Source organism: Stenotrophomonas sp. SRS1 (genome assembly GCF_026130205.1).
Taxonomy (GTDB): Bacteria; Pseudomonadota; Gammaproteobacteria; order Xanthomonadales; family Xanthomonadaceae; genus Stenotrophomonas; species Stenotrophomonas rhizophila_B.
In genome coordinates, this window is record NZ_JAINFD010000005.1 from 90,926 (window position 1) to 103,990 (window position 13,065).

Below are 13,065 nucleotides of genomic sequence, written 5' to 3' on the forward strand. Positions count from 1 at the left end.
TCATGAGCGCCCCGATCTTCCAACTGCCCCTCGTCGCGATCCTGCGCGGCATCACCCCCGATGACACCCTCGCCCATGTCGGCGCGCTGGTGGAGACCGGCTTCGATGCGATCGAAGTCCCGTTGAACTCGCCGCGCTGGGAAGACAGCATCGCCCGCGCGCAGCAGGCCTTCGGTGCGCACGCCTGGATCGGCGGCGGTACGGTGTTGCGCGAGCAGCAGGTGGATGCGCTGGTGCAGATCGGTGCGCGCTTCATCGTCACCCCCAACACCCGGCCCGCACTGATCCGCCACGCGGTGGATCGCGGCCTGCAGGTGATGGCCGGGTTCGCCACCGCCAGCGAGGCGTTCGATGCGATCGACGCCGGCGCGCAGATGCTCAAGCTGTTCCCAGCCGCCACTTACGGTCCCGGCCACGTGCGCGCCCTGCGCTCGGTGCTGCCGCGCGAGCTGCCATTGTACGTGGTCGGCGGCGTGACCCCGGATTCCCTCGCCAGCTACCTCGCCGCCGGTGCGGTCGGTGCCGGCATCGGGGGCGATCTCTATCAACCCGCCCAGCCGCTGCAGCGTACCCGCGAGCAGGCCCAGGCGTTCCTCCAGGCCTACCGGACTACGCACGGATGAAGATCACCCGACTGGTTACCTATCACGCCGCACCGCGCTGGCTGTTCCTGAAGATCGAGACCGACGAGGGCATCACCGGCTGGGGCGAGCCGGTCATCGAGGGCCGCGCGCGCACCGTGGACGCGGCCGTGCATGAGCTGTCGGAGTATCTGATCGGGCAGGACCCGACCCGGATCAACGACCTGTGGCAGACGATGTATCGCGGCAGCTTCTACCGCGGCGGCGCGATCCTGATGAGTGCCATCGCCGGGATCGACCAGGCGCTGTGGGACATCAAGGGCAAAGCGCTCGGCGTGCCGGTGTACCAGTTGCTCGGCGGTCTGGTGCGCGACCGCATGAAGACCTACCGCTGGGTCGGCGGCGACCGCCCGGCCGATCTGGTCGAGCAGGTGCATCGCTACCGCGAGCTCGGCTTTGATACGTTCAAGTTCAACGGCACCGAAGAAATGCAGCTGCTGGACAGCCCGCGCCGCGTGGATGCCGCCATCGCCAAGGTGGCCGCGCTGCGCGATGCATTCGGCGACAGCATCGATTTCGGCGTGGACTTCCACGGCCGGGTCGGCGCCCCGATGGCGCGCGTGCTGCTCAAGGAACTGGAGCCGTACCGCCCGTTGTTCGTGGAAGAACCGGTGCTGCCCGAACAGGCCGAGTACTACCCGCGCCTGGCCGCGGCCACCTCGATTCCGCTGGCGGCCGGTGAGCGCATGTACTCGCGCTTCGAATTCAAGCAGGTGCTCGCCAACGGTGGGCTGTCGCTGCTGCAGCCTGATCTCTCGCACGCGGGGGGTCTCACCGAGTGCCTCAAGATCGCCGCAATGGCCGAGGCCTACGATGTCGCGCTCGCACCGCACTGCCCGCTCGGCCCGGTCGCACTCGCCGCCTGCCTGCAGCTGGATTTCGTCTCGCACAACGCGGTGCTGCAGGAACAGAGCATCGGCATCCACTACAACCAGGGCGCCGACCTGCTCGATTACGTGTTGAACAAGGACGACTTCCACTGCGACCATGGCAGCATCGCCGCCCTGCCCAAACCCGGGCTGGGCGTAGAAATCGACGAGGAGCGCCTGCGCCATGCCCATGAGAATCCGCCTGACTGGCGCAACCCTGTCTGGCGCCACGCCGATGGCTCCGTTGCCGAGTGGTGAGCCGCGATGAGCGTTGAACTGGCCCCGGCCACGCTGGCGGTGGACAGCCGCTGCACCCATGGCGAAGGCGTGCTTTGGTGCGAACAGCGGCAGAGCGTGCTGTGGATCGACATCGCCGAACGCCGGCTGTGGGAACACCACCCCGAGCGTGGCACCACCCGGCATTGGACGCTGCCGGACCGGCCCGGCTGCATCGGCCTGTTCGAGGATGGCACGCTGCTGGTGGCGCTGGTGAGTTCATTGCACCGCGCCGATCTGGCCACGGCCACCGATGATGCGCTGCCGCTGCAGTGGCTGGCCGACGTGGACCCACTCAACGCCTACACGCGCAGCAACGATGGCCGCGCCGACCGCGACGGCAACTTCGTGTTCGGCACCATGAACGAGCACCCCGGACGCGCTGCCGATGGCCGCTTCTACCAGTACTCCACCCGCCACGGCCTGCGCGAGTTGCCGCTGCCGGGCATCGTCATTTCCAACGCGATCAGCTTCAGCCTCGATGGCCGCACGATGTACTGGTGCGACTCGGTATCGCCGCGGATCATGGCCTGCGACTACGACCCCGAGCAGGCCCGCACCACCAACGTGCGCGAATTCACTGCGCTGGCCAATACCGCCGCCGAACCGGATGGCTCGGCCGTGGATGCCGCCGGACGCGTGTGGAACGCGCAATGGCGCGCACGCCAGGTGAGCTGCTATGCACCCGATGGCACGCTGCTGCAGGTCCAGCCGGTCCCGGTCAAACACCCCACCTGCGTCGCCTTTGGCGGGAGCGATCTGCGCACGCTGTATGTCATCAGCTCACGGCTGGACCATACGCCGGAGGAACTCGCTGCGAGCACGCACGCCGGCAGCCTGTTCAGCGCACGCCAGGCGCAGCCTGGCCTGCCCGAGAGCCGTATCCGCGGATGATCGCGGTCGACTGGGGCAGCAGCAGCCTGCGCGGCTATTGGCTGGATGATGCCGGCGCGATCATCGAGCAACGCGCCAGCGGGCGCGGCATCCTGCACTGCGAGGACAACTTCGCCGACGTGCTGGCCGAGCTGATGGATGGCTGGCCGGACCGTACGATCCTGCTCAGCGGCATGATCGGCAGCCGCAGCGGTTGGATCGAGCAGGCCTACCTGCCCTGCCCGGCCAGACTCGCCGATCTCGCTGCGGCCCTGCACCTGCATCACGACGAACGGCTGCCCGGCCGCGATATCTGGTTCGTGCCGGGCGTGGCCGTCCAAGGTGCTGGGGGGACGCCGGATGTGATGCGCGGCGAAGAGACGCAGTTGTTCGGTCTGGACGCCGGTGCCGGCGTGGCGCAGGCCTGCCTACCCGGTACCCACTGCAAGTGGGCAATGCTGCACGATGGAGCGATCACCGGTTTTGCGACCGCCATGACCGGCGAGCTGTTCGCCCTGCTGCGCCAGCACAGCCTGCTTGGCCGCCTGATGGACGACGGCGACAGCTTCGACGCCACCGCCTTCGCGCAGGGCGTGCAGCGCAGCGGCGAGGCCGGCGGCCTGCTGCACCACCTGTTCGGCGTGCGGGCGCTGGGCCTGTTTGAACGGTTGTCCGCCCTCGCAGCGCCTTCTTACCTCTCCGGGGTGCTGCTCGGCCATGAAATCCGTGCGCTCGCCGATGCCAGCGCCAAGGTCCACCTGGTGGGCAGTGCCGCGCTGACGGCGCGCTATGGCCACGCCCTGCAGCTGCTCGGCATCACCCCGGTGAATGCCCCTGAAAACCTTGCAGCACGGGGCCTGTACCGCCTTGCGCGGCAGCGCGGCCTGCTCGACTGAGCGCACCGCTCCAGCATTCAGGCACAACCTGTTCTAGAATTACGCGGCTTAACGCCGGATTTCCCCATGCCTTTCGTCGTCACCGAAAACTGCATCAAGTGCAAACACACCGATTGCGTGGAAGTGTGCCCCGTGGATTGCTTCCACGAAGGCCCCAACTTCCTGGTGATCGACCCGGATGAGTGCATCGATTGCACCCTGTGCGAACCGGAGTGCCCGGTCAACGCGATCTTCCCCGAAGACGATGTGCCCGCCGGGCAGGAAGCGTTCGTCGCCCTGAACGCCGAGCTGGCCCAGGCCTGGCCGGTGCTGACCGTGCGCAAGGACCCGCCCGCCGATGCCGGCGAATGGGACGGCAAGCCGGACAAACTGAAGCTTCTGGAACGCTGAGCCCACGGGCTCTGGCGGCAACGAAAAAGGGCGCCGAGGGCGCCCTTTTTGCTTCTCTGACCCGCAGCTTCGGTAGTGCCGGCCGCTGGCCGGCTGCTGCCCGCTCCAACGCCATCCAGGTCGCACCTGGACGGCATGCTGTGCGTGCCTGCCCGGCCAGCGGCCGGGCCTTACCGCTGGCGCTTCAGGGAGCCAGCTTCGCCTTCAGCTCACCCAGCAGCTTGGTCGGGGCGGCGGCGGTGGCCGGCATGCCACGCGGATCCACGGCCGAGACGTACGCACCGGCATCGACCGCAACGACGCGGACCAGGAAGTCGCTGCCTTCGAAGGCCACGTCGTAGGAACCCAGCAGCTGGGCCTTGCTGGCGATCTTCACGCCGTCAACGGTCTCCAGGGCGGTGCCGACCTTGGCGAACACCTCTTCCTTGGTGCCCGGCACGGTGAAGCCGGCGTTGTTGGCGGCGGCCGGATTCGCGGCCGGGGCCGGACGCGCGGCCTGCGACGCCAAGGTCGAACTGGCGACGGCGGCGGTGGCAGCGGCCTGGCCAGCCGGGACGTTCAGATCCGGCGGCACTTCCAGCGGACGCACTTCCGGGGCCAGGGCATAGTCGCCCTTGGCCCCACGCTTGAAGCAACCGGTGGTGCCGACGAGGGTGGCGGTGGCCAGGATCGCGAAGGACAGCACGCGGAAGGCGGAAACGGATTGACGCATGGGAATCTCCTGAGTGACCACTGTGATCAGTGGTTGGATAGTGCTTCCAGCGCACCGATATCGGTGGCCAGGTGTTCGGCAGCGGCGTGATGGGCCGCGGACAAGGGCAGCAGCGGCAGGCGCAGGCCGTCACCAATGCCGATCCGGCGCAGCAGGTCCTTCACCGGAATCGGATTGGACTCCACGCCGCAGAATTCATGGAACGGTTCCAGGCGGGCATCCCACGCCTCGGTCGCCTCGCGCTCACCGGCCGCCGCCAGATCGCACATCCGGCGATACGCGCCCGGCAGGGCGTTGGAGCCCACCGAGATCAGGCCATCCACGCCGGACAGGATCGAGCGCGCGGCCGTACCGTCGTCACCGCTGAGGATGGCGAAGTCCGGCGAACGCAGCGCCAGCAGGGCATTGACGCGGCCCACATCGCCGACCGCCTCCTTGATGCCCACGATGTTCGGGTGCCGGGCCAGTTCGGCCACGGTCTCGGGCAGCATGTCGCAGCCGGTGCGGCCGGGCACGTTGTACAGGATGACCGGCAGGCCGCCCTGGTCGGCCACGGCGCGGTAATGCGCGATCAGGCCAGCCTGCGTGGGGCGCACGTACGGCGGGGTCACCACCAGCGCATGGGTGGCGCCATTGGCGGCCGCCCGGCGGGTCTGCTCGATGGTTTTGGCCGTCCCCGACAGCCCGGTCCCGGCCAGCACCGGGATGCGCCCGGCGACGGTTTTGACCGCACTGCGCAGCAACTGGTCGTATTCGTCGTCGGACAGGGCCGCGGCTTCACCGGTCGAACCGGCCACCACCACCCCGTGAACACCACCCTCCAGTTGCAGGTGCAGCAGGCGCTGCCAACCGTCGGGATCCAATGCGCCGTTCGCCTGGAAGGGCGTCGCCAGCGCGGTGATGAGACCGGAAAGGGACAAGGACATCGTGCTCGGAAGAAAGGGGGCACCCCGCCTGCGTAAACGCCGGCCAGATGTATGTTGCATGTTACTTGCGGGTCGAAAGCGCGGGCAAGTATGCTGGACTCCGGCGAACGTGCCGTCGTCCGGCCGTTCAGACTCACCTTGCATCACCCGGAACCATCTTGACCGACACCACGCCGCGGCCTGCGCCGACCGAAAACCACCTCCTGATCAACGCCTATACGACGCATCCGGAGTCCCCCCTGCTGCCTGTGACCCGGCGTATCGCCGACAGTGGCTGCAATCTGGTCGATGCCCGCCTGGCCACGGTCGGTCGCGACGTGTCCGTCACCGCCCTGGCCACCGGCTCGTGGGACTCGGTGGCCAAGCTGGAAGCGATGCTGACCCGGCTGGAGCGCGAGGAAGGCCTGAAGCTGGTCTGGTATCGCACCGGAGCCAAGCAGGCCCAGTCCAACCTGCTGCCCTACATCGTGGAAGTGATCGCGGCCGACAAGCCGGGGATCCTGTTCCAGCTGGCCGATTTCTTCGACCGCCAGGGCATCACCATCGAAAACCTGCAGAGCACGCGTTACCGCGCGATGCAGACCGGTGCGGAAATGTTCTCCGCGCAGGTGACGATCGGGGTGCCGGCGAACATGCACATTGCCGCGCTGCGCGATGATTTCCTCGAGTTCTGCGATCACCTGAACCTCGATGCGATCATGGACCCGATGAAATTCTGATGTTTCGCGCGTTCGTCACGGGCGCGCGGGGTTTCATGCAGTTGTAGTAGATCTACCCCAGGATCCGGAAAGGAACCCATGAACGACGGCGACACCCTGGACAGCACCACCCTCGCACTGCCGCTGGCGTTGTCCGGCGGCGAGACCACCACCCTCGGCGATCTGGCCGGCCAGTGGCTGGTGCTGTACTTCTACCCCAAGGACAGCACCCCGGGCTGCACCACCGAGGGCATCGATTTCAACGCGCTGCTCCCGCAGTTCACCCAGGCCGGCGCCCGCGTCTTCGGCGTCTCCCGCGATTCGGTCAAATCCCACGACAATTTCTGCGCCAAGCAGGGCTTCGCCTTCCCGCTGATCAGCGATGGCGATGAAGCGCTGTGCACCGCCTTCGACGTGATCAAGCTGAAGAACATGTACGGCAAGCAGGTGCGTGGCATCGAGCGCAGCACCTTCCTCATTTCGCCGGACAGTCGTATCGTGCAGGTGTGGCGCAAGGTCAAAGTGGCCGGCCACGCAGACACTGTCCTTGAAGCCCTGAAGGCCGCGAAAACCCAGTGATCAACCCGGCACCCCCAATGGCCATCACCCTGCCCCGCAGGTTGTGATGGCTTGTCCCTGTTCTGCCACCAGGAATTGACGATGACCCGAGGCAAGCGCATCTACGTACTGGATACCAACGTGCTGATGCACGATCCGACCGCGCTGTTCAAGTTCGAGGAGCATGATGTCTACCTGCCGATGCAGGTGATCGAAGAGCTGGACAACGGCAAGAAGGGCACCACCGAGGCGAGCCGCAATGCGCGCCAGGTCAGCCGTTTCCTCAATGAGCTGGTGCAGGCCTCGGGCCTGGACAACCTGGCCGATGGCATCCCGCTGCAGCGCCCGAACGGGCTGCAGCTGCGTGGCAAGCAGAGCGTGGGCCTGCTGCGTTTCCAGACCAGTCACTTCGATGCGGGCAAGAGCTTCGGCGCGGTGATTCCGGACAACGCCATCCTCGGCGCGATCCTGGCGCTGAAGGAACAGGTGCCCGAGATTCCGGTGGTGTTCGTGTCCAAGGACATCAATCTGCGGATCAAGGCGGCGATTGCCGGCATCGTTTCCGAGGATTACGAGAACGACCGCGCGCTGGACGATTTCAGCCTGCTCTACACCGGCGCCACCGAGCTGCCGGAAGACTTCTGGAAGAAGCACACCGACAGCCTGCGCAGCTGGAGCGACAAGGGCCGCACCAGTTACGAAATCATCGCCAGCGAAGACGAGAACTGGCACCCCAACCAGTACGCCTACCTGCCGGGCGACGATGAAGTCGAACTGCGCGTGGCCAAGGTGGACGGCGACAAGATCACCCTGTCGCTGGTCAACGATTTCCGCCACGGCAGCCACGCGGTGTGGGGCATCAGCGCGCGCAACCGGGAGCAGAACTTCGCGCTCAATGCGTTGATGGACCCGGAGATCGATTTCGTCACCCTGCTCGGCACCGCCGGCACCGGCAAGACGCTGCTCGCGCTGGCCGCCGGCCTGGCCCAGACCATGGACCAGCAGCGCTACCGCGAGATCATCATGACCCGTGCGACGGTCAGCGTCGGCGAGGACATCGGTTTCCTGCCCGGTACCGAAGAAGAAAAGATGACCCCGTGGATGGGCGCGCTGACCGACAACCTGGAAGTGCTCACGCATACCCAGGAAGGCGGCGCATGGGGGCGTGCAGCCACCAACGACCTGATCGCCAGCCGGATCAAGATCCGCTCGCTGAACTTCATGCGTGGCCGCACCTTCCTGTCGCGTTATCTGATCCTGGATGAAGCGCAGAATCTCACCCCCAAGCAGATGAAAACCCTGATCACCCGTGCCGGCCCGGGCACCAAGATCATCTGCCTTGGCAACGTCGAACAGATCGATACTCCATACCTCACCGAGACCACCTCGGGCCTGACCTACGCGGTGGACCGTTTCAAGAACTGGCCGCACAGCGCGCACGTCACGCTGCGCCGTGGCGAGCGTTCGCGCCTGGCCGATTACGCTTCGGAGGTGTTGTGAGCCGTTCCCTGTCCCGTGCCGTCCTGCCGCTGGCGCTTGCTGCGCTGGCGGCGGCCTGCACGCCCGCCAACACGCGTCCGGGCGCCAGCGTCCCGACCGCAATCAAGACCGGCCAGTCCTGGGTGGTGACGCGACCGATCGTCGCCGCCCAGGTGCTGGATACCTGCTCGCGCGACAGTCCCGGCCGCGAGGCCGGACGGGTCACCGGTTACTGGGCGCCCAGCCGCAAGGATGTCGAGCAGCTCGAAGCAGCCTTGCCGACGCTGGAGGCGCAGGTGCCAAAGGCCGCCGATTTCGATCGCCAGTACGTCGGCATCGAGATGAACGCGCGCAAGCTGATCTACCTCAACGCCTTCCATCTGCCTGACGATGCCGACATCGATCCAGCGCGTGATGCGATCCGGGTCTGCGATGGGGGCGCGCAGTTCTGGGGCGCGGTGTTCGATCCGGGCAGCGGCAGTTTTTCGGATGTGCAGTTCAACGGCCCGCCCGCGGGTCGTTGATCGTGCCGTGACCACCCCTACGCACGCCGGATGAGCATCCGGCTGCCCACCTGGGTCTGGATCGGGGCGATCGCCCTGTCCTGCGTCGCCGGGATGGTCAACGTGGTCGGCTTCCTGGGCTTCGAACACCAGGCGGTCAGCCACATGACCGGCACCACCAGCCAGCTCGGGATGGCCCTGGCCCAGCGCGACTGGCGCGTGGTCGGTCACCTGTGGGGCCTGCTGATCGCGTTCTGCGTGGGCGCCACGCTCAGCGGCGTGATCATCCAGGACAGCGGCCTGCAGCTGGGCCGTCGCTATGGTGTGGTGCTGGCGCTGGAATCGCTGTTGCTGCTGATCGCGATTCCGCTGTTCAAACAGCAGCAGATATGGGGCGCACTGGCCGCGGCGATGGCCTGCGGCCTGCAGAACGCAATGGCCACCACCTTCAGTGGCGCAGTGGTGCGCACCACCCACCTCAGCGGCATGTTCACCGACCTGGGGATCGGGCTGGGCCATCTGCTGCGCGGGCTGCCACTGCCGATCCGACGGCTGACCCTGAGCGGCTTGATCGTCAGCGGCTTCCTGGCTGGCGGCGTGATCGGCGCCCTGCTGTTCCTGCGCTTCGGCTACGACGCCCTGCTCGCCCCCGCGCTGCTGACCGGCGGCACCGGGCTGGGCTACGTGCTGTACCGGCAGTGGCTGCTGCTGCGGGCGCGCTGACGGCGCGGCAGCACTGCCGCGGCAAACATTGCACAATCGGGCTATGACGCCCTCCAGCCCCGTTTCCGCCCTGACCATCGCCGGCTCCGATTCCGGCGGTGGCGCCGGCATCCAGGCCGACCTGAAGGCCTTCGCCGCCCATCGCGTGCATGGCCTGTCCGCGATCGCCGCCCTGACCGCACAGAACACCCGCGGCGTTACCGCCGTACACGTGCCGCCGCTGGCCTTCCTGCAGGCGCAGATCGATGCCTGCTTCGCCGATTTCGATATCCATGCGGTGAAGCTGGGCATGCTGGCCAATGCCGAGGTGATCGGCCTGGTCGCCGACGCGCTGGAAAAGCACCGCCCACCGCACGTGGTGCTGGATCCGGTGATGGTCGCCACCAGCGGCGCCAGGCTGCTCGAAGCCAGCGCACTGGAGGCGATGCGCACGCGCCTGATCCCGCTGGCCACGCTGCTGACGCCCAACACACCCGAAGCCGAACTGCTGCTCGGCCGCCGCATCATCACCGCCGAGGATGCCGAAGATGCCGCCGACGCGTTGCTTGAACTGGGCGCCGGCGCGGTGCTGCTCAAGGGCGGCCATCTGGACGAAGGCAGCCGCGTGATCGATCGCTACTTCGACGGCGTCACCCGCGAAGAGTTCATCCATACCCGGCTGCCAGTGGATGCGCACGGCACCGGCTGCACGCTGGCCTCGGCGATCGCTGCACAGCTGTGCCAGGGGCTGTCACTGCCCAATGCCTGCGAAGCGGCCATCGACTACGTCGCGCGCGGCCTGCAGAGCGGTTATTACCCGGGCCGCAGCGAAGTACTGGTGATCGACCACTTCGGCGCGGCACGCCCGGCATGATCGACGCCTCGCCCCTGCCCGTGCAGACCGGCGATGGCCATCGCGTCGAACTGCTGGCGCGCGTGCCCACGCAGCCGCGCGCACGTCTGCTGTGGCTGCCGGCGCTGGGCGTGGCCGCGCGCCATTACCTGCCCTTCGCCGAGGCGCTCGCTGCGCGCGGCATCGCGGTGTACCTGCACGAGTGGCGTGGCAACGGCAGCAGCAGCCTGCGCCCGTCGCGCACGCAGGACTGGGGCTACCGCGACATCCTTGAGCAGGACCTGCCGGCGAGCCTGGCAAACGTGCCCGCAAACGTTGAAACACCCGTGATCATCGGCGGCCACAGTCTCGGCGGTCAGCTGGCCTGCTGCTTCGCCGGGCTGCATCCGCAGCGCTTCGCCCGCGTGTGGCTGGTCGCCAGTGGCACGCCGTACTGGCGCACCTTCCCGGCCCCGCGTGGCTGGATCCTGCCGCTGGTGTATCGCTTCCTGCCCTGGCTGGCCCAGCGCCAAGGGGTCCTGCACGGCAGGAAGCTTGGCTTCGGTGGCACCGAGGCGCGCGGGTTGATCCGCGACTGGTCGCGCGTTGGCCTCAACAACCACTACGCGGCCGCTGGCATGGCGACCGATCTGGAGGCCGGGATGCGCGAACTACGCGGCCAGGCGACCGCCGTGGTGATGGACCACGACTGGTTGGCACCGACGGGCTCGATGCAGGGCCTGCTGGCCAAGATGCCGGGCATGCGTGCGCAGCTCAGCGTAGTCAGTGCGCAGATGCTGGGTGCGCGTGCCGATCACTTCGCCTGGATGAAAACGCCGGAAGCCGTGGTGGAGCAGCTTCTTCGTTCATTTGAATGAAGACCTTCACAAAAACCGTTGACGAATGCGGCGCCGATCCGCATAATTCCGCTCCTGTTGACGCGCCCGTAGCTCAGTTGGATAGAGTACCTGGCTACGAACCAGGCGGTCGGGAGTTCGAATCTCTCCGGGCGCACCATCAACAGGGTATCGATTTCGCCGTCGGTATCAGTAATGAAAATTCGATGTAAATGCGCCCGTAGCTCAGTTGGATAGAGTACCTGGCTACGAACCAGGCGGTCGGGAGTTCGAATCTCTCCGGGCGCACCATTACATCGAACGGCAAGCCTGCTTGCCTTCCCGTCGAACGTGGCGACACGCGCGGCAGGACACACAACCAGACAATGCAAATGCGCCCGTAGCTCAGTTGGATAGAGTACCTGGCTACGAACCAGGCGGTCGGGAGTTCGAATCTCTCCGGGCGCACCATTGCATCGACGAAGACAGCAACCCCGGTTGCTGTTTTTTTTTGCGTTGGCGCCAGCTGCCACCAGGCAGTGCCGGCCGCTGGCCGGCTCTCATGGATGCTGGACGATCGCGTGGCGCCGGCCAGCGGCCGGCACTACCGGGAGGTCATCCCTGCGGTGCGTGGGCCTGGGCTGCCTGCATCGCCACCAGGTCGGCTTCGCCCGGCAGTTCCGGCGCCGGGCAGTCGCCACCGGCATGGGCGTCATGGGCCAACCAGTCATCCACCACGCCGCCCAGCAGATCCACGCGCAGCGGCAGGGTGATGTGGTCTTCGCCACGCATTTCGATGTAATGCACGCGCGGGCTGGCGGCAGCCAGACGACGGCCCTGCCCGACCGGCACATGCTGATCATCCTGGCCATGCAGCAGCAGTACGCAGGTACGGCTGTCGGCCAGCGCGCGGGTGACGTCGACGCGATCCAGGTCCAGATCCAGACGCTGACTGGCGGCGGCGATCACCTGGTCGATATCCTGCCCGCCGTAGCGCCAGCGCCCATAGGCGGCCATGGCCTGCGCCTTCCACGCCGTCGGCTGCAGCGACATCAGGTGCGGGATCATGCTGCGGATCGCATCGCCGGCATTGGCGAAGGATTCCATCGCCACCACGCCGGTGACCTGGTCGCCGAGCTTGTCGGCGGCGAACAGCGCGGTGGCTGCGCCGTAGGAAACGCCGAACAGATACAGCGGCCCGACCACCTCCCCGCGTCCCCTCAGCGCAGCGATGACATCGACCACATCATCCGATTCGAACGTGCCGTAGCCGGACGGGCCGGCGCCGGAATGGCCATGGTTGCGCAGGTCGATGGTGACCACGCGGTAGCCCGACTGCGCCAATTGCAGCGACCACGGCAGCATCGCATCACCGTTCATCATCCAGCCGTGCAACAGCACCACCGTGCCGCGCGGCGCCTGTGGCTGGAAGGGATGCGGCAGGTCCAGCGCCATGCCGGTGCGCAGCGGCTCGCCGTTGTCATGGTGCTGGGGCAGGTAGTGGTAGCGCACCCCGTACTGGCCCGGGTCGAAGGCCCGCCAGAAGATCGGCACGCCCGCGCGGCCGGTCACCCGCCCATGCCGGTTGGGGACGCTGTCCACCGCTTCGGCGATGCGCGGCATGTCCAGCAGGGTGGACACACCACCGGGCGCGATCAGCCGATCACTCAACGAGGTCGAGGCGGCGGTGGAGGTCAAGGAGGAGCAGGCAGCCAGCCACAGGCCAGCCCCGGCCAGCAGCAACAGCAGCAAGCGCTTCATGGGCAGAGTCGGAAAAACCAATCGAGTCGGGCAGGTTACCGATCCGCTCCGCCCCGCTCTATCGCATCCGTATGACCATCCGATGACAGCGAGGCCAGGATTCAGGTTGGCCC

15 protein-coding genes and 3 tRNA genes are annotated in these 13,065 nt (G+C 67.0%); 15 read left to right on the forward strand and 3 right to left on the reverse strand.

Annotated elements, in window-relative coordinates; all coding sequences use genetic code 11:
* Positions 1–2: 2 nt before the first annotated feature.
* The 5 genes from K4043_RS17395 to fdxA all read left to right on the forward strand — a co-directional run bounded on the left by K4043_RS17395 (position 3) and on the right by fdxA (position 3,945).
* The gene (locus K4043_RS17395; RefSeq protein WP_265310069.1) at positions 3–623 is read left to right on the forward strand and encodes a 2-dehydro-3-deoxy-6-phosphogalactonate aldolase; all 621 of its coding nucleotides are present in this window, start codon (positions 3–5) and stop codon (positions 621–623) included.
* Complete coding sequence (gene dgoD / locus K4043_RS17400) at positions 620–1,768, forward strand: galactonate dehydratase (protein WP_123728935.1); 1,149 nt, start codon at positions 620–622, stop codon at positions 1,766–1,768. The genes K4043_RS17395 and dgoD overlap by 4 nt, the downstream gene beginning before the upstream one ends.
* A 6-nt stretch (positions 1,769–1,774) precedes the next feature.
* Positions 1,775–2,680: an SMP-30/gluconolactonase/LRE family protein gene (locus K4043_RS17405; protein WP_265310070.1), complete on the forward strand. Its 906-nt coding sequence runs from the start codon at positions 1,775–1,777 to the stop codon at positions 2,678–2,680.
* Entirely contained in the window at positions 2,677–3,555 is an 879-nt protein-coding gene (locus K4043_RS17410) for a 2-dehydro-3-deoxygalactonokinase (RefSeq protein ID WP_265310071.1), read from the forward strand. Before K4043_RS17405 ends, K4043_RS17410 begins: the two co-directional genes overlap by 4 nt.
* Before the next feature lie 66 nt (positions 3,556–3,621).
* Complete coding sequence (gene fdxA / locus K4043_RS17415; protein WP_123728932.1) at positions 3,622–3,945, forward strand: ferredoxin FdxA; 324 nt, start codon at positions 3,622–3,624, stop codon at positions 3,943–3,945.
* Positions 3,946–4,129: 184 nt separating this feature from the next.
* Here fdxA and K4043_RS17420 read toward each other — a convergent pair whose 3' ends face one another.
* Both K4043_RS17420 and dapA read right to left on the reverse strand, forming a co-directional pair.
* Complete coding sequence (locus K4043_RS17420) at positions 4,130–4,657, reverse strand: hypothetical protein (RefSeq protein ID WP_123728931.1); 528 nt, start codon at positions 4,655–4,657, stop codon at positions 4,130–4,132.
* Between the two features lie 26 nt (positions 4,658–4,683).
* On the reverse strand, positions 4,684–5,577 hold the full coding sequence (dapA, locus tag K4043_RS17425) for a 4-hydroxy-tetrahydrodipicolinate synthase (protein WP_123729709.1): 894 nt from the start codon (positions 5,575–5,577) through the stop codon (positions 4,684–4,686).
* A gap of 164 nt (positions 5,578–5,741) precedes the next feature.
* Between dapA and K4043_RS17430 the strand changes: the two genes are divergently transcribed.
* The 10 genes from K4043_RS17430 to K4043_RS17475 all read left to right on the forward strand — a co-directional run bounded on the left by K4043_RS17430 (position 5,742) and on the right by K4043_RS17475 (position 11,662).
* Positions 5,742–6,302, forward strand: a complete 561-nt coding sequence (locus K4043_RS17430; RefSeq protein WP_019183297.1) for a glycine cleavage system protein R — start codon at positions 5,742–5,744, stop codon at positions 6,300–6,302.
* Positions 6,303–6,380: 78 nt separating this feature from the next.
* Complete coding sequence (locus tag K4043_RS17435) at positions 6,381–6,860, forward strand: peroxiredoxin (protein ID WP_265310072.1); 480 nt, start codon at positions 6,381–6,383, stop codon at positions 6,858–6,860.
* An 81-nt stretch (positions 6,861–6,941) separates the two neighbouring features.
* Complete coding sequence (locus tag K4043_RS17440) at positions 6,942–8,339, forward strand: PhoH family protein (RefSeq protein ID WP_265310073.1); 1,398 nt, start codon at positions 6,942–6,944, stop codon at positions 8,337–8,339.
* A gap of 23 nt (positions 8,340–8,362) precedes the next feature.
* The gene (locus tag K4043_RS17445) at positions 8,363–8,842 is read left to right on the forward strand and encodes a hypothetical protein (RefSeq protein ID WP_265310173.1); all 480 of its coding nucleotides are present in this window, start codon (positions 8,363–8,365) and stop codon (positions 8,840–8,842) included.
* A gap of 30 nt (positions 8,843–8,872) precedes the next feature.
* Entirely contained in the window at positions 8,873–9,544 is a 672-nt protein-coding gene (locus K4043_RS17450) for a YoaK family protein (RefSeq protein ID WP_123728928.1), read from the forward strand.
* Positions 9,545–9,587: 43 nt separating this feature from the next.
* A complete protein-coding gene (gene thiD / locus K4043_RS17455; RefSeq protein WP_265310074.1) occupies positions 9,588–10,397 on the forward strand; it encodes a bifunctional hydroxymethylpyrimidine kinase/phosphomethylpyrimidine kinase in 810 nt (269 codons plus the stop codon).
* Entirely contained in the window at positions 10,394–11,233 is an 840-nt protein-coding gene (locus K4043_RS17460) for an alpha/beta fold hydrolase (protein WP_265310075.1), read from the forward strand. Before thiD ends, K4043_RS17460 begins: the two co-directional genes overlap by 4 nt.
* A gap of 62 nt (positions 11,234–11,295) precedes the next feature.
* Positions 11,296–11,372: transfer RNA gene (locus K4043_RS17465), tRNA-Arg, on the forward strand.
* Between the two features lie 54 nt (positions 11,373–11,426).
* Positions 11,427–11,503: transfer RNA gene (locus K4043_RS17470), tRNA-Arg, on the forward strand.
* 82 nt (positions 11,504–11,585) lie between these two features.
* Positions 11,586–11,662, forward strand: a tRNA-Arg gene (locus K4043_RS17475).
* Between the two features lie 144 nt (positions 11,663–11,806).
* Here K4043_RS17475 and K4043_RS17480 read toward each other — a convergent pair.
* Complete coding sequence (locus tag K4043_RS17480; RefSeq protein WP_265310076.1) at positions 11,807–12,952, reverse strand: alpha/beta hydrolase; 1,146 nt, start codon at positions 12,950–12,952, stop codon at positions 11,807–11,809.
* Positions 12,953–13,065: the final 113 nt, after the last annotated feature.